The 20212-nt window shown below is 46.7% G+C and carries 19 protein-coding genes; 8 read left to right on the top strand and 11 right to left on the bottom strand.

Going from position 1 to position 20212, the window contains the following annotated elements:
- The first annotated feature begins 128 nt into the window (after positions 1-128).
- Positions 129-1631 (top strand): HoxN/HupN/NixA family nickel/cobalt transporter, encoded by a 1503-nt coding sequence (locus QUA90_RS13305; RefSeq protein WP_333445923.1) that lies wholly within the window; start codon positions 129-131, stop codon positions 1629-1631.
- Positions 1632-1751: 120 nt separating this feature from the next.
- Here QUA90_RS13305 and QUA90_RS13300 read toward each other — a convergent pair whose 3' ends face one another.
- Both QUA90_RS13300 and QUA90_RS13295 read right to left on the bottom strand, forming a co-directional pair.
- Positions 1752-2189, bottom strand: coding sequence for a DUF6918 family protein (locus tag QUA90_RS13300; RefSeq protein WP_333311384.1), 438 nt, complete (start codon positions 2187-2189; stop codon positions 1752-1754).
- Positions 2190-2559: 370 nt separating this feature from the next.
- Entirely contained in the window at positions 2560-2742 is a 183-nt protein-coding gene (locus QUA90_RS13295) for a hypothetical protein (RefSeq protein ID WP_333080764.1), read from the bottom strand.
- A gap of 371 nt (positions 2743-3113) precedes the next feature.
- Between QUA90_RS13295 and QUA90_RS13290 the strand changes: the two genes are divergently transcribed.
- A complete protein-coding gene (locus QUA90_RS13290) occupies positions 3114-4712 on the top strand; it encodes a Ycf66 family protein (RefSeq protein WP_333445921.1) in 1599 nt (532 codons plus the stop codon).
- Between the two features lie 90 nt (positions 4713-4802).
- Here QUA90_RS13290 and QUA90_RS13285 read toward each other — a convergent pair whose 3' ends face one another.
- Positions 4803-5081, bottom strand: coding sequence for a hypothetical protein (locus tag QUA90_RS13285; protein WP_333445919.1), 279 nt, complete (start codon positions 5079-5081; stop codon positions 4803-4805).
- Here QUA90_RS13285 and cobQ point away from each other — a divergent pair.
- Both cobQ and QUA90_RS13275 read left to right on the top strand, forming a co-directional pair.
- Positions 5046-6512 (top strand): cobyric acid synthase CobQ, encoded by a 1467-nt coding sequence (cobQ, locus tag QUA90_RS13280; RefSeq protein WP_333321418.1) that lies wholly within the window; start codon positions 5046-5048, stop codon positions 6510-6512. The genes QUA90_RS13285 and cobQ overlap by 36 nt on opposite strands.
- A gap of 75 nt (positions 6513-6587) precedes the next feature.
- Complete coding sequence (locus QUA90_RS13275) at positions 6588-6824, top strand: 2Fe-2S iron-sulfur cluster binding domain-containing protein (RefSeq protein ID WP_333387972.1); 237 nt, start codon at positions 6588-6590, stop codon at positions 6822-6824.
- Between the two features lie 74 nt (positions 6825-6898).
- Here the strand turns inward: QUA90_RS13275 and QUA90_RS13270 are convergent, their stop codons facing one another.
- The gene (locus QUA90_RS13270; RefSeq protein WP_333445917.1) at positions 6899-8233 is read right to left on the bottom strand and encodes a hypothetical protein; all 1335 of its coding nucleotides are present in this window, start codon (positions 8231-8233) and stop codon (positions 6899-6901) included.
- A gap of 95 nt (positions 8234-8328) precedes the next feature.
- On the opposite strand from QUA90_RS13270, the gene QUA90_RS13265 reads away from it, so the two are divergent.
- Positions 8329-9114, top strand: coding sequence for an SDR family oxidoreductase (locus QUA90_RS13265; RefSeq protein ID WP_333445915.1), 786 nt, complete (start codon positions 8329-8331; stop codon positions 9112-9114).
- 166 nt (positions 9115-9280) lie between these two features.
- On the opposite strand, the gene QUA90_RS13260 is transcribed toward QUA90_RS13265, so the two are convergent.
- From QUA90_RS13260 to QUA90_RS13245, 4 genes are all read right to left on the bottom strand, one after another.
- A complete protein-coding gene (locus QUA90_RS13260; protein WP_333445914.1) occupies positions 9281-10060 on the bottom strand; it encodes a photosystem II S4 domain protein in 780 nt (259 codons plus the stop codon).
- 238 nt (positions 10061-10298) lie between these two features.
- On the bottom strand, positions 10299-11123 hold the full coding sequence (locus QUA90_RS13255) for an SWIM zinc finger family protein (RefSeq protein WP_333321409.1): 825 nt from the start codon (positions 11121-11123) through the stop codon (positions 10299-10301).
- 15 nt (positions 11124-11138) lie between these two features.
- Complete coding sequence (locus tag QUA90_RS13250) at positions 11139-14429, bottom strand: DEAD/DEAH box helicase (RefSeq protein WP_333445912.1); 3291 nt, start codon at positions 14427-14429, stop codon at positions 11139-11141.
- 140 nt (positions 14430-14569) lie between these two features.
- A complete protein-coding gene (locus tag QUA90_RS13245) occupies positions 14570-15076 on the bottom strand; it encodes a hypothetical protein (RefSeq protein ID WP_333445910.1) in 507 nt (168 codons plus the stop codon).
- A 289-nt stretch (positions 15077-15365) separates the two neighbouring features.
- On the opposite strand from QUA90_RS13245, the gene serA reads away from it, so the two are divergent.
- Both serA and prmA read left to right on the top strand, forming a co-directional pair.
- Positions 15366-16949, top strand: coding sequence for a phosphoglycerate dehydrogenase (serA, locus tag QUA90_RS13240; RefSeq protein WP_333321403.1), 1584 nt, complete (start codon positions 15366-15368; stop codon positions 16947-16949).
- Between the two features lie 183 nt (positions 16950-17132).
- A complete protein-coding gene (gene prmA / locus QUA90_RS13235; RefSeq protein WP_333445908.1) occupies positions 17133-18023 on the top strand; it encodes a 50S ribosomal protein L11 methyltransferase in 891 nt (296 codons plus the stop codon).
- Positions 18024-18077: 54 nt separating this feature from the next.
- Here the strand turns inward: prmA and QUA90_RS13230 are convergent, their stop codons facing one another.
- On the bottom strand, positions 18078-18671 hold the full coding sequence (locus tag QUA90_RS13230; protein ID WP_333387990.1) for a hypothetical protein: 594 nt from the start codon (positions 18669-18671) through the stop codon (positions 18078-18080).
- 87 nt (positions 18672-18758) lie between these two features.
- Complete coding sequence (trxA, locus tag QUA90_RS13225; protein ID WP_333445906.1) at positions 18759-19076, bottom strand: thioredoxin; 318 nt, start codon at positions 19074-19076, stop codon at positions 18759-18761.
- 73 nt (positions 19077-19149) lie between these two features.
- Between trxA and fabG the strand changes: the two genes are divergently transcribed.
- On the top strand, positions 19150-19914 hold the full coding sequence (gene fabG, locus QUA90_RS13220; RefSeq protein ID WP_006634175.1) for a 3-oxoacyl-[acyl-carrier-protein] reductase: 765 nt from the start codon (positions 19150-19152) through the stop codon (positions 19912-19914).
- Positions 19915-19972: 58 nt separating this feature from the next.
- Here the strand turns inward: fabG and QUA90_RS13215 are convergent, their stop codons facing one another.
- A complete protein-coding gene (locus QUA90_RS13215) occupies positions 19973-20167 on the bottom strand; it encodes a hypothetical protein (RefSeq protein WP_333445904.1) in 195 nt (64 codons plus the stop codon).
- Positions 20168-20212 lie beyond the last annotated feature (45 nt).

The following is a 20212-nucleotide window of genomic DNA, read 5'->3' as shown; positions in this document are numbered from 1 at the left end:
AGTCGGTTTCAACCGACTTTCGCTATGAGACGGGGATTTCAATCCCCGGCGGACTGTGGGACTCACGAAAAGATCGATCGCCTTAAAAATCACAAAAAACAAAAAAAACTACCGAAAAAGATGTATTTATGCAGTACAAAATAAACCGAATTCCCCAATTATTTATCCTATTTTTCCTGACCCTTTCCTTATTACTAACAACCTCAACCAGACCAGTTTACTCGCACTGGTCAGACTTATCCGTAGCAGAAATAGTAGTCAACGATTTGCAAACCGAAATAACATTAACTTTCCCAACCGGTTTAATAAACTTCGCCGACGACAATCGAGACAGCCAGCTACAACCTGCTGAAGTTCGCAGCCACCAAACACAGCTAGAAAAGTTTTTTAGCAAACAAATCCGCCTCACCAACAGTAGCAACCTTCAAGGCTCCGTAGCAGTAAAACCGCTAGAAATAGCAGCTAAAAGCGCCAGTGTGATCCAGCCGCCCAATACCCACAGCACCTTAATTTTAGACTACACCTGGGCCGCATCTTCTCAAGATAAAACCCCCGCTTTACCTGACTCAATTTCCATCTCCAAACCAGAGAAATTGCGGATTAATTACAATCTGTTTTTGCCAGAAGTTCCGACAGCTAGCTGCCAAGCTACGATCGTGCAAGCCGGTGCTGTAAAAAGCTTTGTGTTTACGCCGCAAAACCGCGACTTTTTGTTAGCAGGAAAGGAATCTATCTGGGATTCAGGTTGGAGTTTGCTGCTAGCAGTAGCGGGAGCATTTGCTTGGGGATGCGTGCACGCGATGTCGCCCGGACACGGAAAAACCATAGTCGGCGCTTATTTAGTGGGTTCGCGGGCTACTCCCCTACACGCTTTATTTCTAGCAGCAACAACTACAATAACTCACACTGCGGGCGTGTTTGCTGTGGGCGGAATTACTTTGTTTGCTTCTAACTTAATTGATCCAGAAAAATTAGATCCTTGGCTGAGTTTAATCTCGGGTTTATTAGTAGCCTTCATCGGGCTAAATTTACTATTAAAAAAACTCAAGCCTAGGTTAGTCGTGAAAACTGAATTTATCAAAAAAATTAAGACTAAATTTTTTAATAAAAACTGGTTTTTAAGGACGAAACTCCTTAATATAAACCGTGAGGAACCAGTAAACCTTTTAAATAGAGGAAGTTGGGAGAGAGAATTTACACCTGTAAAACCAGATATATCTCACCACTACCACCATCACGGAGACGGCCGGATTCACTCGCATTTGCCTCCCGGTGCTGACGGTTCTGCTATTACTTGGAAAAGCTTATTAGCGTTGGGAATTTCCGGCGGTTTGTTGCCTTGTCCTTCCGCTTTGGTGATGCTGTTGAGTGCGTCGGCTTTGGGCAATGTTGGTTTGGGAATGACGTTAGTGGTGGCGTTTAGTTTGGGATTGGCTTTAGTGCTGAGTGCGATCGGATTAATCTTAGTTTATGCCAAACGAAATTTTGATAAACTGCCCAAACAGATCACAGCAGTCAAATTTCTGCCTGCGATTAGCGCGATGTTTGTAATGTTATTGGGGTTGGGAATTACCGGACAGGCGATGTTGAAAATATTGGCTGCCAATCAATGGGTAGTTGGCAATGGATAAGCATAAAATTAGGACTCTCCCTCCTAACGGCAAACTTACGAATAAGTCTGATTTTAGATACCCGATTTCTTGAAGAAGCCGGGTATCTGGGTATTCTGTTTTTTAGCCGTTGCTCACTTATCAGGCCGCACTATGTTTATTAATAATTTCGGCTAAATCCGGTACTCCGTTTTCCACGTAAGTCTTAGCTGAGGGGCGGAGTTTGGCATAGGCGCCTTTAACCATCGATCTTGTGCTTTTCTCGACCCTTTTGTCACTTATCTGGAGCAATTCGTCTGCTACTTCACCTTTTCTTTGGGCTAGATATTCTACTGGGTTGCCATTGTTTACGGCTTCAGTCCACATCGGATCGAGTGCGATCGAGATTTCTGGCAGAAGTTGATCGAGGACTTGGGCGCAATAGTCAGCCCGTATCCCCTTGACAGTAGAGTAGGCAGCTTTAAGAGCCAAACCACCCAATCCCGGCGCTGCTGCAACTTGTTGGTCTATCAACTTTACACAGTCATCAACAAAAGTTTCTCTGTGGTTTTCATTCAAGAGAATATCGCTAAGTCCCATTTTCACTTTCCTTGATTTAATAGTCAATGTGCTTATTAGCTTTAAGCTTAATTTGACATCATATATCTATTTTGAGCCTTTACTCAAGGTTTCCCAAGTTTTTTAAGGTTTGAATGTCTCTATAAGACAGCCTGATGTTGAGATTTGTTTAGTATTTTATGGGGATTAATGTTCTATATACTACTAATTATTGGCCTACGGTTTGTAGTAAGGGCTTTAGTCCTTATTAGGTGATATTAATGAGGACTAAAGCCCTGAGTACAAACTGATGAGTTGTGAACACTCACATAAAGAGAAGAACTCGAAAAAAATATTAGAAAGGCTCTGCCTAAGTCCGATCGCATTTGCACGTATGAGCTGGCACGTATCATTAGGATTGGACATTCGGCTGGATGCCTGCAGGTACTGCAACGATCGGAAGTTTCTGGGTTTGAGCCGGCCGATCGCTCGATCGCAATACCAAATTTTTCGGTAACGGCGCGGAAGTGCTTAGTCCGGGAAATATTTGAAGCGATAAGGTTAAGCCGGCAGCTAATAATAGTTTTTCTAACATGGCATTGTCTCCCATACATACGCCCTAGGGCATAATTCCTCTTACACCTACAACATATAAACATCCTCAGTCCCTTGGTGCGATCGCACGGGCATAGTTTAAGTGACATCTATCACCACTGAGCAGGGGGTGATGGGAATAGGGGGTGTGGGGATAGGGGGTGATGAGAATAGGGGGTGTGGGGAAGATTGGGAAATCTTGACTCGCACTTCTGGCGTCAACATCCGTTGAACGTGTTAAATCCTATACACGGCGCATTGCCAAACTTCCCTAAAAATCAAGAATTGTCCTAGAGAAAGAAGCCGTTGAGTCTCTCTCAAAGGTAGAATTAGCGCGTAGAAGTTATTTGACACAGCGGAGGTACCGACAATATGCTTGCATACATTCTGGCGTTGGCGGTCGGTCTAGGCAGCTTCAGTATTTACATGGCGGCCTTCTTTTTTCCAGAAGTGCACCGCAAAAGTGATTTTACGTGGAGCGGGGTAGGGCTTTTTTATGCGTTAATTTTATGGGCTTGTGCGGGACGAATTACTGGTGCTCTCCTGCTTGGTCAAATGGCGGGCGTGGCGATGTTGGGCTGGTTTGCCTGGGAAACTCTGACTTTGCGCCGGCAGGTGACGCCGGTTGCTGAGCAAACGCCGATTCCTCAGTCGGCGAATTTGGCGGCAGCAGGCGTGCCGTTTGCTGGCTTGTTTACCAAGAAAAAAGAACCCGCAGCAGCGAAAAAACCTAAGTTTGTTCGATCGCCCAAACCGAAAACTGATGTGGTTCCAGCACCCACTCTCGATAAGGGCGAGGTAAAACTAGAGGAACAGCCGGCGATTCCCCCCATAGCTGAAGGTATTGCCGAAAGTTCGATCGAGCCGACGGCCGAAAGTGCGATCGCCCCTGACTTGAAAATTCCCGACTCGAAACCACCTGCAATTGCAGAAATACCAGTGTTTTCAGTCGAAACTCCTGCTGCTGAGACTTCACCAACACCAGCAGAATTAGCCAGCAGCTTCACTCCTCTACCTCTACCTCTAGAAATTTCAGAAATAGCGGTTGCACCAAGTGTGGAGCTAGCAGAGGCTCAGCCAGAACCTCCACAGCAGCCAGAAGCCGATGATTTTGACGAGGAAACAGAATGGAGGACAGCCGTTAAAGAGTCGCAGGCGGCAGCGGCAGCGGCGGCCCCAACTCCTCCTAAACCAGCTAAAAAATCCGGCGGTTTCGCAAGTCTGTTCGGCAATATCAAAAATAGTCTCGGCGGTATGTTGGGAAGAGGTGCGGGTAAAAACAAGTCTGATGCAACTCCGCAGACGCCAAAACCTTCAGTGACTCCAGAATCGATCGCACCTGAATCTCAAATAACGGCAACTCCTGCACCGGCTATCGACCAAATTCTCGAATCCGAATTAGCCCAGGCGGCTGCGGAAGTGGCCGCAGAAAGCAGCAACACTGTTGTGGAAACAAGCCTTGGAGTGCCGTTTCCCACCGATGTTGAAGCAATGGCCGAGTTGATGGCGGCAGACATCGCGAGTTTTGACAAAATAGGGGAAACTCCGATCGAAGATCGATCGTCTGCTGACACCCAGACACCTCTGGCTGCAGTTGGTGAACCGGAAGCAGCAGCCCCTGCTTTATCTCTGGAAACCCAGACACCTCTGGCTGCAGTTGGTGAACCGGAAGCAGCAGCCGGCATACCGGAAGCAGAAGCCCCTGCTTTATCTATAGAAATGACTGTGGTGGAAATGGCAGCGCCTGTAGAGATAGAAATACCGGGAGAACCTGGGTTGAGCGTGCAGGTGGAAACGGTTTCAGTATCAGTGATCTCGATCGAATCTACAGGTGAAGAACTCTCTTCTGAGGCAGAACAAACTGAATTGAGTCCCCCGAATCCCCCCGATCAGAATCTAGTCGAAACTGCTAAACCAACCACTGAATCCAAGTCTGAGAAACTATCCGACGAAGATAAGCCGTCATCTTAAGGCAGAAAACAAAAGGTAGAAACCAGAATTTTTTTTGATTCTGCCTTCTGCCTTCTGCCTTCTGCCTTCTGCCTTCTGCCTTCTTACTTTTTACTTTTTACTTTTTACTTCTTCCTTCTTCCCTCTTCCTTCTTCCCTCTTCCTTCTTCCCTCTTCCTTCTTCCCTCTTCCCTCTTCCTTCTTCCCTCTTCCTTCTTCCCTCTTCCTTCTTCCCTCTTCCTTCTTCCTTCTTCCCTCTTCCTTCTTCCTTCTTCCCTCTGCCTTCTTCCTCCTGCCTTCTGCCTTCTGCCTTCTGCCTTCTGCCTTCTGCCTTCTTCCTTCTCTTTTAATATTATGAAAGCAATTATGGTCGTGGGAACAACATCTCACGCAGGGAAATCTTTACTCGTGGCAGCTTTGTGTCGAATCTTTTCTCGGCGAGGCTGGCGGGTAACTCCGTTTAAAGGTCAGAATATGGCGCTGAATTCCTATGTCACAGCGGCCGGCGGAGAGATTGGTTACGCTCAAGCAGTGCAAGCTTGGGCTGCGGGCGTCGCACCTTGGGTAGAGATGAATCCGATTTTGCTCAAGCCACAAGGAGACATGACTTCTCAATTGATTGTCAAGGGCCGGGCGATCGCCAATGTGCGAGCATCTCAATATTACGAGCAGTATTTCGATATCGGCTGGCAAGCTATTCGGGACTCTTTAGAATTTCTCAAGCAAGAATTTGACATGATTGTGTGTGAGGGAGCAGGCAGCCCTGCTGAGATTAATCTCAAACACCGCGATTTAACAAATATGCGGGTAGCTAAATATTTAAAGGCTCGGACTTTGCTAGTAGTTGATATCGATCGCGGCGGTGCTTTTGCTCACATCATCGGTACTTTGGAATTGCTCGATCCCGACGAACGAGCTTTAATTAAAGGATTCATTATTAATAAGTTTCGAGGACAAAAATCGATCTTAGATCCGGGTCTGACTTGGCTAGAAGAAAGGACTGGAATCCCGGTAGTTGGGGTGATTCCTTGGATAGACGAAGTGTTTCCCTCAGAAGATTCTCTCGATTTGCTCGATCGACGTTCTCCCAATTCTCAAACCGACATAAATATTTCGGTCATCCGCCTGCCCCGAATTTCCAATTTTACCGACTTTGACCCCTTAGAGTCGGAAACTTCCGTCACCGTCAAATATGTCAGCCCAAAAGACCATTTAGGCCATCCAGACGCCGTAATTTTACCAGGCTCTAAAACTACAATTTCCGATTTGCACGTGCTGCGCCAAACAGGTATGGCAAAAGCTATTCAAAATTATTTAGTAGCTGGCGGTACAGTCATGGGAGTTTGTGGTGGCTTTCAGATGCTGGGAGAAAGTATCACGGATAAAGAAGGCGTTGAGGGAGAAAGGGGAGAATTTCCAGGATTGGGATTGCTGCCTTTGAAAACTGCGATGGCACCGAACAAAATTGCCCGCCAACGCATCGTAACATCTAACTATCCTCAACCGGGTTTGCCAGTTTCCGGTTACGAAATTCATCAAGGAAAAACGCAAATCCTAGAGTCAGATTTGACTCAACCGCTATTTGACGATGCTAGTTTAGGCATTGTCAATACTTCTCAATCAATTTGGGGTACATACCTGCACGGCATCTTTGACAACGGAGCTTGGCGGCGAGCTTGGTTAAATCACTTGCGGCAGCAGCGGGGACTCCGCGCATTGCCTACTGGTATTCCTAATTACAGAGAACACCGAGAAGCTCTGTTAGACTCTCTAGCAGATACAGTGGAAAAGCATTTAGATATCAAGCATATTTTAGGTTAATTAGTTAACTATTGACTGTTGATTGTTGACTGTTGACTGTTGATTATTGTTTATTAGAGTTGAGGTTCAAATTCAATGACAAAAGTTTGTTTTTTACCAGATAACGTGACAGTTGAAGCTGAACCAGGAGAGCTTTTATTAGATGTAGCCAAACGTGCAGGGGTTTCTATTCCTACTGGCTGTCTCATGGGTTCTTGTCACGCTTGCGAAGTAGAAATTGATCAGGGAGATACAATCTGTGCTTGTATTTCCGGCATCCCTGCGGGGAAAAAGCAAGTGACAATCAATCTGTATGTTGACCCGACTTGGTAATTTGTCAGTTGACGGTTGACGGTTGGCAGTTAGTTGTTGGCATTAGTCATTAGTTAACAGTCAACAGTCAACAGCTAATTCTTTTGCCATTCTTGCTGTTTCTTGCGAGCAGATTGCAGCCATTTTTGGGATTCGGGATAAACCGTTGTGCCGGGTTTGACAGATTCTAATTGATTGATAATTTGTTGCAACTGGCTGAGGGAGTAACCGGGATTTTGAGAATTCACATCTTTTTGCAAGTTGGCCAACAAGCTTTTAGCTTCTTGCAAGGCTTTGGCAGAATCTTTTTCTGCTTCCAGTCTAATCTGGGTAATTCCTAAATTTTTTTGATATTCAGCGAGTTTAGTTTGAGCGTCGAGATAACCAGGGTTATCGACAGAAATCAATTTTAGTCGGTTAATTCCTTCTTGCCACAATTCTGCTATTTGCTCCCACTGTGCGGCGGGATGGGGAGGCTTTTGGGAGGCGACGGCGGCGGAGAGAGCAAATTCTTTAGCAGCTTCAATTAAGTTGTCAGCCTGCACAGAACCGGTGGCGACGCCGCCCATTGCTTGAAAGTCTCTTTCTGCTGCTTTGAGTGTTTTCTTAGCCGTTTCTCCTGCGAGGGTTTCGGCGGGAATTTGATTGAGTTGGTCGATCGCACTTTGCCAATTTACCGTCGCTTTTTGTCTATCCGCAGCAGTTTTGGCTTGCTGATACTGCTGTTTCGCGGCCTTTAGCGTTTGTTCGACTTGATTTAACTGAGTAAAAGCATTTTTTTGCTGGAAAATCTGAGCCTCCATCCGCCCGACATTTTTGCGGGCGGCTTGAAATTCATCGACTGTAAACCGCCAACTGCAGCCGAAAAAAGAGCAGTAGGTTTGTGGATAGTAGCCGAGGAACCACACTGGTAAGGCGTCGAGGTGTTTTTGCGCCTCTTTTGCTTTTATTTCGCCCAAGTCAAAATCAGCGACAGCCGTGGCTTTATTGATCAGTTGATCGGATTGTTCCACAAGGGCGATCGCCTGCCGGTAATTGTGATCCATACTCATAAAACTCGGCAGCAATAATATCGGCATTGTTTTCGCCACGGGCCAGCGAATCATGGGAAAAGGTAGGTTAATCAGCCAAATTATCCCCGCAGCACTTCCCAGCAAACTCCCAGCAAAGATGATTTTACCGAACAATCCGGGCGGGCGGTTGGCTTTGACGGCAGCTTTGAGAGCTTGTTCGCTGAAGTTGGGAAATTCGTCTTTGAAGGTATCGCGGATTTCTTCTATTGAGGCGAAAGTGCCGTTTTGCAAGCGTAATTTCTCCAACCGCTTGATTACCATCCGTCGGTAGACATCACCGGCTAGACTATCAGCCGCCGCGCACTTGTCAACTTCGGCCCGCAAAATTTCAAAAGCTCGATCGGTAAGACGCGCCATAAAACTCACCTATTCCCTTTTAATTATTTTACAGGTTCCCGTGTAAATAATTGTTAAAATATATAAAGCCCACATCAAATATCCGAATTAATTTCATGCCGACTGCTTTAATCACCGGTGCTTCTGGCGGAATTGGTGCAGCCTTTGCCGCCGAATTAGCGAAACGCCAGCACAATCTAATCTTGGTAGCTCGATCCGAAGACAAATTGCAACAGCTAGCTGCTCAACTGCAACAGGAATTCAAAGTTCAGGTAGAAGTAATCGTGCAAGATTTGAGCGCACCGGGCGCTGGAACTGCTGTATTTGAGACGGTTGTTAAAAAAGGTTGGACGGTTGATTTGTTGGTGAACAATGCGGGTTTTGGCGATTACGGTGTTTTTGCCGATCGCCCGCTTGCGAAACAACTAACAATGGTGCAACTAAATATTGTAGCATTAGTGGAACTATCGCACTTATTTTTGCAGGGAATGCGGCAGCGAAAATCAGGAAGTATCATCAATGTTGCCTCCATCGCAGCTTTTCAACCGATGCCCTACTTGTCGATGTATGCAGCGACTAAAGCTTTTGTTTTAAGTTTCAGCGACGCACTTTGGGCGGAAAACAAAGATTTAGGAATTCGCGTTTTGTGCCTTTGTCCAGGGCCGACCGAATCGGACTTTTTCGCAGTAGCTGAATTTCCGAAATCAATGGCATCCAGCAGCGGGCAAAAACTCGTTCCCGCAGCGGAAGTAGTGCGAGATGCTTTGAAAGCTTTAGACAAAAATGAGTCTAATGTTGTGACAGGGGGAATTCCCAATCAAATTATTGCAAATATGCCTCGATTGATGCCGCGAGAACTTTTGGTGAAGTCGGTAGAAAAGGTGTTTCGGGCGAAAGCGTAATTACGAAGGAAGTCGTCTACGGGATTTAACGGATTTAACCGAGGTGGGTTCTAGGAAAGTTCGGCAACAGATTGTATACGAGATTTAACCCATTTAGCCGAGATAGGGAAAAAGGAACAGGGAAAAAAATTCCCAATTCCCAATTCCCAATTACTAATTCCGAGAATTACAAATACCGAGTTAACTGGACTCGATAGCGTTCTTTTTTAGTAACAGCAACTTCCCCAATTTCCAATCTTCCCTTGCCCGTAACAGCAATTAAATCTCCAGACTTGACATTATAACTAGCTTGAGTAACGTCTTTCCAGTTAACTCGCACGTCACCGCTGCCAATTAAATCGGCCATTTTGCTGCGAGACATTGCGAATCCAGCCGAGGCGACAGCATCCAATCTCATGGATGCTTCAACCGTTGTCATTTCTTTCTTTTTGGGTTCTCTAATTTTGAGTTCACTCAACTCAATGCGCCGCGTTTGTACAGGAACCGATCGCACTTGCTGCAAACTCATCTCCAAATACTCTACCATCTCCGGCATGACAATGGCTTGCGCGCCGCGTTCTCCCAAAACAATCACATCGCCTGTTTTCTCGCGGACAATTCCCGTACCCAACATCGCCCCCAGAAAGTCGCGGTGAGAAGCTGTATCGAACAAGAAATTGCCAGCGATTTCTACCGCAGCAACGTTAACACTAGCAGAGTCGATCGGGATATCCGATCGCGCGATCGCAATTCTTTGTCTTTCAGCTTGCGGGTAGCCGCCCCAAGCCACTAATTCCACGTCTGTTAAGCGCTTAAATACCGTCAGAGTGTCCGCCAATTCTGGAGGCGACAGAAAATCAGTCAGAGTAACTTCCCAAGTTTTAATTGCTTGTTCCGCTTGGTCGATCGCCCGCGCCACACATTCGCGGTTTTCAATGCCTTTTAACAGTTCTTCTCTTGGTAACATCAGTTAATGCTAGATTCTAATTTGAAATTGCCAAAGCTTGCTGTAACTAAAAAGTCTACTTTTTTAACAGTCGCACTAACTTAATTATAGTCTAAAATCATCAAATAACGATCTTATGATTTTAGTTGCTGGTAAAGCTGATATGATGAGCACGATTATTGTACCAAATCGATGAAGTCTTCGAGTTAAAGTTTTTGCAAGAGTTCGATCGAGTATGGCAGCAAAATTGTCCACTCAACTACTTATTTTTCTTCACCCGCAAATACAGTTCTTCCATCGCCTCAATAAACGAACCATCCTTGTGCCAAAACTGTGGAAAATCTCCCTGTTTCTTCACCACGATCGCACTTACCCCACTTGGCGCTGCCACCTCAATCGTCTGCGGTAATCGCTTCGCACCATGCCAAAACTCTTTCAGGCTGACCGTTTGCGCCTCACTGGCGATCGCCCGCGTGTAATAGGAATCCACCGCCACAGGGGCCGCTGCATCCGCCGTTAACTCGGCAGAAAGCGCCATTCCCAAAGGCGTTTTTGCCAATTCGCGGTGCAGCACTTCCTTAGAAAGCCCCCGTAATTCAAACAGTAAAAATGGATCTTTGTCCAATTCGGCCGCCACCAAATAATAAACTCCGGCAATATGTTTGCAGGGATTGCTATAGTCTGGGCAAGAGCAAGTAGTCTTAAAGTCCTCGCGGCTGCTGGGTAAAAGGTGCAATCCTAGGGGTGAGAAAGCATTTTCAATGTTGTCGGGCATTTCGTTGAGCAGCAGCCGAGAAATGAAGCTGGCTTTTGATGCCATTTGGGCGATCGCCATTTGCCACTTTTCCTGACTAATTGGCTCAAACTCAATTTGAGTTGTGTACAGAGGCTCCTTATAAACCCCAAAATAAGGATTAACCGAGCCTCTCACCTGTGCCATCACTAACCCATCATTCATGCCAAAGCTTTTTACCTTGCCGTTTCGTGCATAGGAACGTCCCCTTCCGAGTCGTCCATAATCTGTCAATCTTTCTAACGCATCGATAAATTTATTGCCCCACCAAGTTCGAGTAAATTGTGACATATTTTTTGGTTTCTCCTAATCTAGAACCGCATTTTTATTGAGCCTAATTAATTTTTTAAATGCCTCATTATCCAACTCAGTCAACCACGACTCATCCGCACCAATAATTGACCCTGCCAATTTCTTTTTGTCCTCAATCATTTGGTCAATCTTTTCTTCCAAAGTGCCAATTGCCACAAACTTATGCACAAACACATTTTTTTCCTGTCCAATCCGAAACGCCCGATCCGTCGCCTGATCTTCCACCGCCGGATTCCACCAGCGATCGAAATGGAACACGTGATTGGCTTTTGTCAGCGTAATTCCCACGCCGCCCGCCTTCAGTGACAGAATAAATACCGAAGGTTCAGACTCTGGATCTTGAAACTCTGAAATCATCCGTTCCCGTTTTTCGCGACTGGTTCCCCCGTGGATGTAGTAAGTGTTGTAATGTAGCGTTTGTTTAATGTATTTTTCCAACGCGCTTCCCAGTTCTGTAAACTGCGTAAATACCAATAAACTTTCGCCTTCTGCTTTGACTTCCTCAATCATCTCGATCAGCCGTTCCAGTTTGTGCGATCGCTCTGGTGTAAACTCACTTTCATCTTGCAAAAACTGGCGCGGATGGTTACAAATTTGCTTCAGCTTCAGCAGTGTCGCCAAAATCATCCCCTTGCGCTTCATCCCTTCCGCCGCGTCAATTTCTTGTTCTACCTCTTTCACAATCGCTTCATAAAGCGAAGCTTGCTCGCGGGTGAGATTGCAGTAGAGTTTTTGCTCAACTTTGTCGGGGAGATCCTGAATAATCGACTTATCGGTTTTCAGGCGCCGGAGAATAAAGGGTTCCACTAATTTTTTGAGCGCTGCCGATTGCGTGCGACTCCCATTTTTTTGAATCGGGATCTCAAACAACTTCCGAAACTGTGCCTCTTTGCCCAGATAGCCCGGATTGAGGAAATTAAAAATTGACCATAAATCCAGCAATCGATTTTCTACGGGTGTTCCAGTCAATGCTAGTCGATGGGTAGCGGGTAACTTTAAAATCGCCTTGGTTTGCGCCGCTTTCGGATTTTTAATATTCTGCGCTTCATCAATTACCACGCGATGCCACGCTACGCTGCTCAACAGCTTCTCATCTTTTCGCACCAAGGTAAAGGAAGTAATCAACATATCGCAACCTTGGACGGCGGCTTTGAATGCTTTGGCATCTTGCAAACGTTGAGGGCCGTGGTGAATCAGCGATCGCAATTCTGGAGCAAACTTTTCCATTTCCTTTTGCCAGTTACCAACTACGGATGTGGGCGCAATTAGCAGCGTGGGTAGAACCGAAGGTGCGATCGCTTTTTCTGCCTTTTTGGCGGTCTCTTTTGTAGTAGATAAAACTTCCCGCTCTTGCAATAATCGAGCAATTACCTGCGCCGATTTACCCAAACCCATATCATCGGCAAGACAGCCATTTAATCCCAAGCTTTCTAAATAACTCAACCAAGAAACGCCGCGCTTTTGGTAATCCCGTAACTTGCCCTGAAACTTTGCTGGATCTGCAATTAACTCTAACCGACTCTTATCGTGCAGCTTCTCCAACATATCCGATAAAGCCCGATCGCGCTCCACCTCTAACTCTTCACTAGCTTCTCCTTCTGCCGTCAACTTCATAAAGTCAATCAAGCTGACATCGGGATTCTCTTCGCGATGTTTTTGCCAAAAACTCAGCATCTCCTGCATTTTATCTTTGTCCAGTTCCATCCATTGTCCTCGGAACTGCACCAGCGGTGTTTTGCTATTAACTAACGCCTGCCATTCTTGTTCGCTAACTCGTTCGCCCCCGATCGCCAATTCATACTGATATTCCACCAAGGAATCCGCCGAAAACAATCCTTTGCCCTTGATTGCAGCACTCTTGCTGCCCTTCCCTTTGACTTGCAGGCGAATCTTCGCCCGCTGCCGTCCCTTCGGCGTCCACCAAGCGGGGACAATCACTTTGTATCCGGCATCTTCTAATACCCAAGCGGACTCGCTGAGAAAAGTGAAAGCATCATCTAAGCTGAGGGTAATGTTAACGGGTTTGTCGGTTTCTAGCCCTTGCCAAAGTTGGGGATAAATGCGGGCAGCGTAGCCGAGATTTGTCAGCAAATGTTGCTCAAAGTTGTCTCCGAATTGTGTTTGCAACTGTTTTTGTTGAGTCGATCGCGATCGCCAATAATCCTGCAACGGCAGCCGCAGAGATGGGTCTTTTTTCGCAGCCACCTGAAACTCTAAAACCCAAGGCTGTTCGGGGTTTTCGGGGGATTGTAGTTGAAAGCAGAGGGAGAATGAGTCAGCAGATTGATTGCGCGTAATACGATCGCGCCAGGTTTGCCATTGCCGGTATTGTTCAAGGCTTACTCGCGCGATTTTTTGTGTTTGGTTGAGGCAGATTTGCAGTAAAGAATCCGCAATCTTATTTTCAAACGATGCTGGGATGGGGGTTTGAGTGACAATTTCCGCGATCGCACACTCGGAAAAATGCCGCAGCAACCGTTCGCGATCGTAGAATTTTGGTGTATCTTGTAGCTGGATCTTCCGAAAACCGGACACACAAACTAAAGGCATCCATTCAACATAGCGTTGTAAATCAGTTTCGTACTGTGTTGAAACAATTTCCCATCCCGGATAAATCTCAAAGCTGGGTGCAATTTTGGCAGGTGTTTTTGGAGTTTTTGCAGTTGTTTTGGTTTTTGTCTCGCCCGCTTTCTTACGCCCGCGCGTGGCTTTCTCAGCGGGTTCGGATGTTTCGATGGGTGCGATCGCGATCGGAGCAGTTTCTCGATAGCGCAACGCCGGAATATAATGATCTTTCAGAACAATTTGCTTAAAATTTTGGGTGTAGTGATACCAAAATAGCAAGTCTGAACCAAACTGAACTTCTGCTACATCGTAGAGGGCAAAAAAATGCAGATCGTTCAATACTTTAGTCAAAGTGTGGGTGGCGATGCACACACAATCAACTTGCCAATACTCCAACTCAAATGTTTCGGGTAACTCTGTCTCTAAATATCGCGCTAGTTCTAAAGAGGGCAACGGCTGGTTGTCGGCAGTGGGCAGTAAAAAATACCGAGGGACGATCGCGTATTCTCGCCCCATCGCACTTGTATTGCTGACTGGTGGCAGTTGAATCCCGGCTTCTTTCGTTAGAAACTCTCTTAACTGTGCCGTCTCCAATTGTCGGGGATGAACCTTAGCAGGCTGTTTTTTCTTTTCAGTGGTTTCAACCCAAATATAAAACGTTCCCGGTTGAATAAAATTCTCTTCTGCTTGAGGAATCCAAGTCCCGTGGAGGATTTTCATAGGTCATACCAAACGCAACCTTTGCCAGCCTATCATATCATGAATGAGTGGGAAAAGATAACTGCGTCCAAATATTACACGAGTTGAATGTCAACTGTTAACAGTTAACAGTTGACATTCGACTGTTAACAAACAAATAACTAAGTCTCTGTATAACCTTGGATATTTTCCGGTTTAAACTGCTGCAAAATCTTCGCAGCTTTCCCAGTCAAATCATCAGTACCCTTAACCGCAATCAAAAATTTACCCGCATTCAAACGGTTGCGGTAGGGCAAAGCATCGCCGCTACCAAAAGCCATACCGCCCGCGCCTCCAACAAACACACTGCCCATTGCAGCGGCGATCGCACCGAGTACACCACCGATCGCGTGATCGCCAATTTCGCCCGCCCAGGCGAACGTCTTCAACTCAGTAATCAAGCTGAAAGTAACGCCAGCAATAAAGCCAAAGGGAATCAGCCAAACAGCCATGAGTTTAGCTTGTTTCTTCGCTTGCTGATTGGGGTCGATCAAGCCAAATTCATCAGCAGTTTTGTAGCCGCGGCCCAAAATGCTCACTTGCTTCATAGGCAAGCCTTCTTTTTCCAGAGCACAGTAGGCAGCTTCGGCTTGAATTCGATCGGGCAGTACGGCGATAAGATAATTCATTAGAAAACAATTCCTGATAGTTAGGCTTGAATAGCCAAAGTCTATTATAGACCGAAAAGACATACTAGCTAAGCACTTGGGGGATTTTCAGACGGTCAGAGAGTCCGATCGCCCGCAAAGCTAAAATATTTCATGCAAAAAACGGCCGACCTTGACCGAATACAGATACAATTCAAACTGCACAAAGGCAAGCTTGAGCTGAGCTGTTAGATACTGCTCTAAGTGTAAGTCTCAACTTTGAGCTCGCCAACGCTCGGTCTATTTTTACTATTGCACTCAATTGCTTGCTATGCCTAAAGTTCTAGTATCCGATCCGATCGACCAAGCCGGAATTGACATCCTCTCCCAAGTCGCGCAAGTTGACGTAAACACAGGACTCTCAGCCGAACAACTGGTAAAAATTATTCCAGATTACGACGCTTTGATGATCCGTTCTGGCACCCAAGTTACCAAAGAAATCATAGAAGCCGGGAATTCACTTAAAATTATCGGCAGAGCCGGCGTCGGCGTAGATAATGTCGATGTACCCGCCGCTACCCGCAAAGGAATTGTAGTCGTCAATTCCCCCGAAGGCAACACGATCGCCGCCGCCGAACACGCGCTTGCCATGATGCTCTCGATGTCCCGCCACATCCCGGAAGCTAACGAATCCGTCAAAGGTGGTAAATGGGAACGCAACCGCTTTCTCGGCGTAGAAGTTTACAAAAAAACCCTCGGCATCGTCGGTTTGGGCAAAATCGGCTCCCACCTCGCCGCCGCAGCCAAAGCAATGGGCATGAAACTGCTGGCCTACGATCCCTTCATTTCGACCGAAAGAGCCGACCAGTTGGGCTGCCGCTTGGTAGAACTCGAACTGCTGATGCGCGAATCCGACTACATCACCCTGCACATCCCCAAAACGCCGGAAACCCTGCACTTAATTAACGCTGAAGTGCTGTCGAAAATGAAGCCCACGGCCCGCATCATAAACTGCGCCAGAGGCGGCATCATCGACGAAGCAGCCCTCGCAGAAGCCATCAAATCAGGTCAGATCGCCGGCGCAGCTTTGGACGTTTACGAACATGAACCCCTCGAAGCTGATTCCCCGTTGCGGACTGTCGGCCAGAACATCGTGCTGACGCCCCACTTGGGAGCATCCACAGCGGAAGCTCAGGTGAATGTGGCGATCGACGTGGCTGAACAAATTCGCGACGTGCTCTTGGGGCTGCCCGCGCGATCGGCTGTTAACATACCAGGAATTTACCCAGACTCGATCGAAAAACTCAGACCCTACCTGCAACTCGCCGAAACCCTCGGCAACCTCGTCAGCCAGCTAGCCGGAGGCAGAGTCGATTACCTCAACGTCCAACTGCAAGGCGAATTAGCCAGCAACCAAAGCCAGCCCGTAGTCGTCGCCGCCCTCAAAGGCCTGCTCTCCCAAGCCCTGCGAGAGCGCGTTAACTACGTCAACGCCAGCATTGAAGCCAAAGAACGCGGAATTCGCGTCGTCGAAACCAGAGACGCCTCGATTCGCGACTACACAGGCTCCCTGCACCTCTCGGCTAAGGGAACTCTCGGCGAACACACCGTGACAGGTGCAGTCCTCGGCGAAAGCGAAATTCGGATTACCAGCGTTGACGATTTCCCCGTCAACGTTTCCCCCACTCACCATATGCTGTTTACCTTGCACCGCGATATGCCGGGGATTATTGGCAAAATTGGTTCCCAATTGGGCAGTTTTAATGTCAATATTGCCAGTATGCAAGTAGGCCGTAAAATCGTGCGAGGCGATGCGGTGATGGTTTTGAGCCTCGATGACCCTCTACCAGAGGGGATACTGGCCGAGATCCTAAAAGTTCCGGGAATTCGGGATGCTTACACGGTAAATCTTTGACGGATTTAGGAGTTTAGATTTTGGATGCCAGGGCTGATAATTGGTAATGGGTAATTGGTCATTGGTCATTGGCCTGAAAGCGGGAATTTTTCTATTAGCCAATCCTCCTTCCTCACTCTCCAGTTCCCAGTCTCCAGTTCCCCTGGGCCAATCTAAAATCTAAAATCTAAAATCTAAAATTGTATGGCACATAGCTGGTGGGAAATTAGAATTCTTTGCGATCCGGCGCTGGAAGATATCATCTTTTGGCGTCTGGAACGATTTAACTGTCAGGGAACTGCTACTGAGATCAAAAGCAATTCCTGCCTGATGTCGGCTTATTTGCCCGAAGAACAGGCAGGATTGCTGGATTTGGCCGCTCTGTCTCTGTGGCTGCGCCAAGATGCTCTGTGTGCAGGTTTGCCCCTACCTGCGATGCAGTGGGATTTGATTGAAGACGAAGACTGGGGCAGCACTTGGAAGGAGCACTGGCAGCCTCAAGAAGTGGGCGATCGCTTTTTAATTAATCCGGCCTGGCTGCCCTTACCGACTGATACCGAGCGCGTCATTTTGCGTTTAGATCCGGGTGTGGCTTTCGGTACTGGTGCTCACGCCACTACTCAACTTTGTCTGGAGTCGCTGGAAATGCGTCTCGGTTTTGATGACAAAGAGTGCATCGTTGCTGATATCGGCTGCGGATCGGGTATTTTGTCGATCGGCGCAGTGTTGTTGGGCGCTACAAAAGTTTATGCTTTGGATACTGATCCTTTGGCAGTGCGATCGACCATTAGCAACAGACTACTCAACCGCGTTAATTCTCAGCAGTTGGTTGCAGAGCTCGGCAGTATCGATCGCTTGAAAGAAATGGTCGATGAGCCGATCGACGGTTTGATCTGCAACATTTTAGCAGAAGTAATCATTGATTTAATCCCGCAGTTCACTGCAATTAGCAAACCCACTACTTGGGCCGTGCTCAGCGGCATTTTGCTCGAACAAGCTAAGCCAATTGCTGACACTCTAGAACAGCACGGCTGGATTGTGGCTACTCTGTGGAAGCGCCAAGATTGGTGTTGTTTTAATATTCGGCGGAGTTAACAATATGGTAATTGCTAATTCCTAATTGCTAATTGGTAATTTTGAGTTCATGTTTCATCTTTGGGAAGTGAATTTAAATAAATCTCGCACCTGAAAATAAACCGCGCCAGCCCAGTAAAAACCATTCACCAAAATCAACAACGTTTTTCCAGTATAAGAATTAACAAAACCAAAAACGCGGTAAGTTGAGATCAGCACTAACAACATTTCCACTAGAGAAACAATAGACCCATAGTGCTTCCTATCCCAATAAGAAAACGGACTGATAAAACGGTAATTGCTGAACGGAAAAAAGTGCCGGTGAGCGTCGTCATTGTGGACAGGCAAATCTCCCAGAGAGTGTAGTATCATGCTGATAAACAGAATTTGCACACTTGGCCAGCCAAAGTAATAAGCAATTAGCAAACCAATAACCGCCAGGGGAATTGAATGAAACAGAGCCACAATATTTTGCACAAAAGGCTCATAATATGCTTCTGACCAAATTGTAGCTGCGGGCAAGCGAGCAATGTATTTCGCCCAAAAGTAAAATAAAAATATCGGAATATCCGGCAAAATTCCGCCGATCGCAATAATGAGATTAGCTTGTGGCAGTTGCGGTTTGCCGAGAATAGCGAGATTGATAATAGCGTGGCTGGGAGTCTTCATAGGTAGAGTGCGTCAACTACGATTATCTTATTCATAATTAATCAGATATGAGCTGACGCACCCTACGTGTGAGATAATTGGCTCCTGCTACAAGTGAGGTTGCAGTCGATCGATCAACTGCGCCGCTTGCAGCACTCCCTCAATGCGATCGACTTCAGCGCCATTTTTGAACAACACCAAAGTCGGCAAAGCATAAATGTGATACTGCGACGCCAACTGTTCGTACTTATCCGTGTCAATTTTGACAACCATCAGCTTGTCTTTCATCTGACCACTCACTTGCTCCAAAATCGGTGCCATCATCTGACAAGGCCCGCACCAAGTAGCGTAAAAATCTACCAACACCGGCAAGTCAGAGCCCGATAGTAACTCCTCAAAACTGCTGAACTGTTTTTGAACTGCCATAAGACAAAATAATTTTTTGGGTTCTGGCTCGATTTTAGTGCAAAATTCTCTGGTAGATTGCGAGGATACAATTATGGAACTATTACCAGAGACTTTTCAGAGATTGCGGGGTCAAGTTGCTGTCGTGACCGGTGCGTCGCGGGGAATCGGCCGCGCCGTTGCTTTAACACTAGCAGCAGAGGGCGCTAAAGTCGCCGTCAACTATGCGAGTTCGAGTGCTGCTGCTGATGAGGTGGTAGCAGAAATAGTCGCTGCTGGAGGAGAAGCTGTCGCACTTGCAGCAGATGTCTCGAAAACTGACCAAGTAGATTTACTCACCAGTAATGTCATGGAAAAATGGGGACGGATTGACATTTTGGTGAACAATGCAGGCATTACTCGCGATACTTTGCTGCTGCGGATGAAGTTGGAAGATTGGCAAGCGGTAATTGATTTGAATCTAACCGGTGTGTTTTTGTGTGCAAAAGCTGCCAGTAAAATCATGCTGAAACAGCGAAGCGGCCGAATTATTAATATTGCTTCAGTTGCTGGGCAAATGGGCAATCCCGGACAAGCTAATTACAGTGCGGCAAAAGCTGGGGTAATTGGATTTACTAAAACTGTGGCGAAAGAGTTGGCGAGTCGCGGGATTACTGTGAATGCAGTTGCACCGGGTTTTATCACTACAGATATGACTAAGGATGTCAAGTCTGATGAGATTTTGAAGTATATTCCGCTGGGGAGATATGGGGAAGTTGAGGAAGTTGCCGGGATGGTGAAGTTTTTGGCGGCGGACGCGGCGGCGGCTTATATTACGGGGCAGGTTTTTAATGTCGATGGGGGGATGGTGATGGCTTAGGATTTGATTTTTTAACCGCAGATGCACGCGGATTAACGCGGATATTTGCGGTTAATAATTATTTTAGGACGGCACGCAACTGACTGAGGACTTTTTTGTATTTTGCCATGCGTTGAAAATCTGCCTCTGTGGGATTGGCGATGCGACGAATATCGAGGTTATGAGTAACATCAGCGATTTTGACTCGCAGTGCGATCGGGTTGGCAATCACACGTTCTAAATAGGGTTTGCTGAATAATTGATCGCAGACCACTAGCAGGAGCGATCGATATATTCAAGGTGAGTTAAATATAAGTTT

Origin of the sequence: Microcoleus sp. D3_18_C4 (genome assembly GCF_036702355.1) — a bacterium.
GTDB lineage: Bacteria > Cyanobacteriota > Cyanobacteriia > Cyanobacteriales > Microcoleaceae > Microcoleus.
This window is presented reverse-complemented; position numbering and strand designations above follow the sequence as displayed.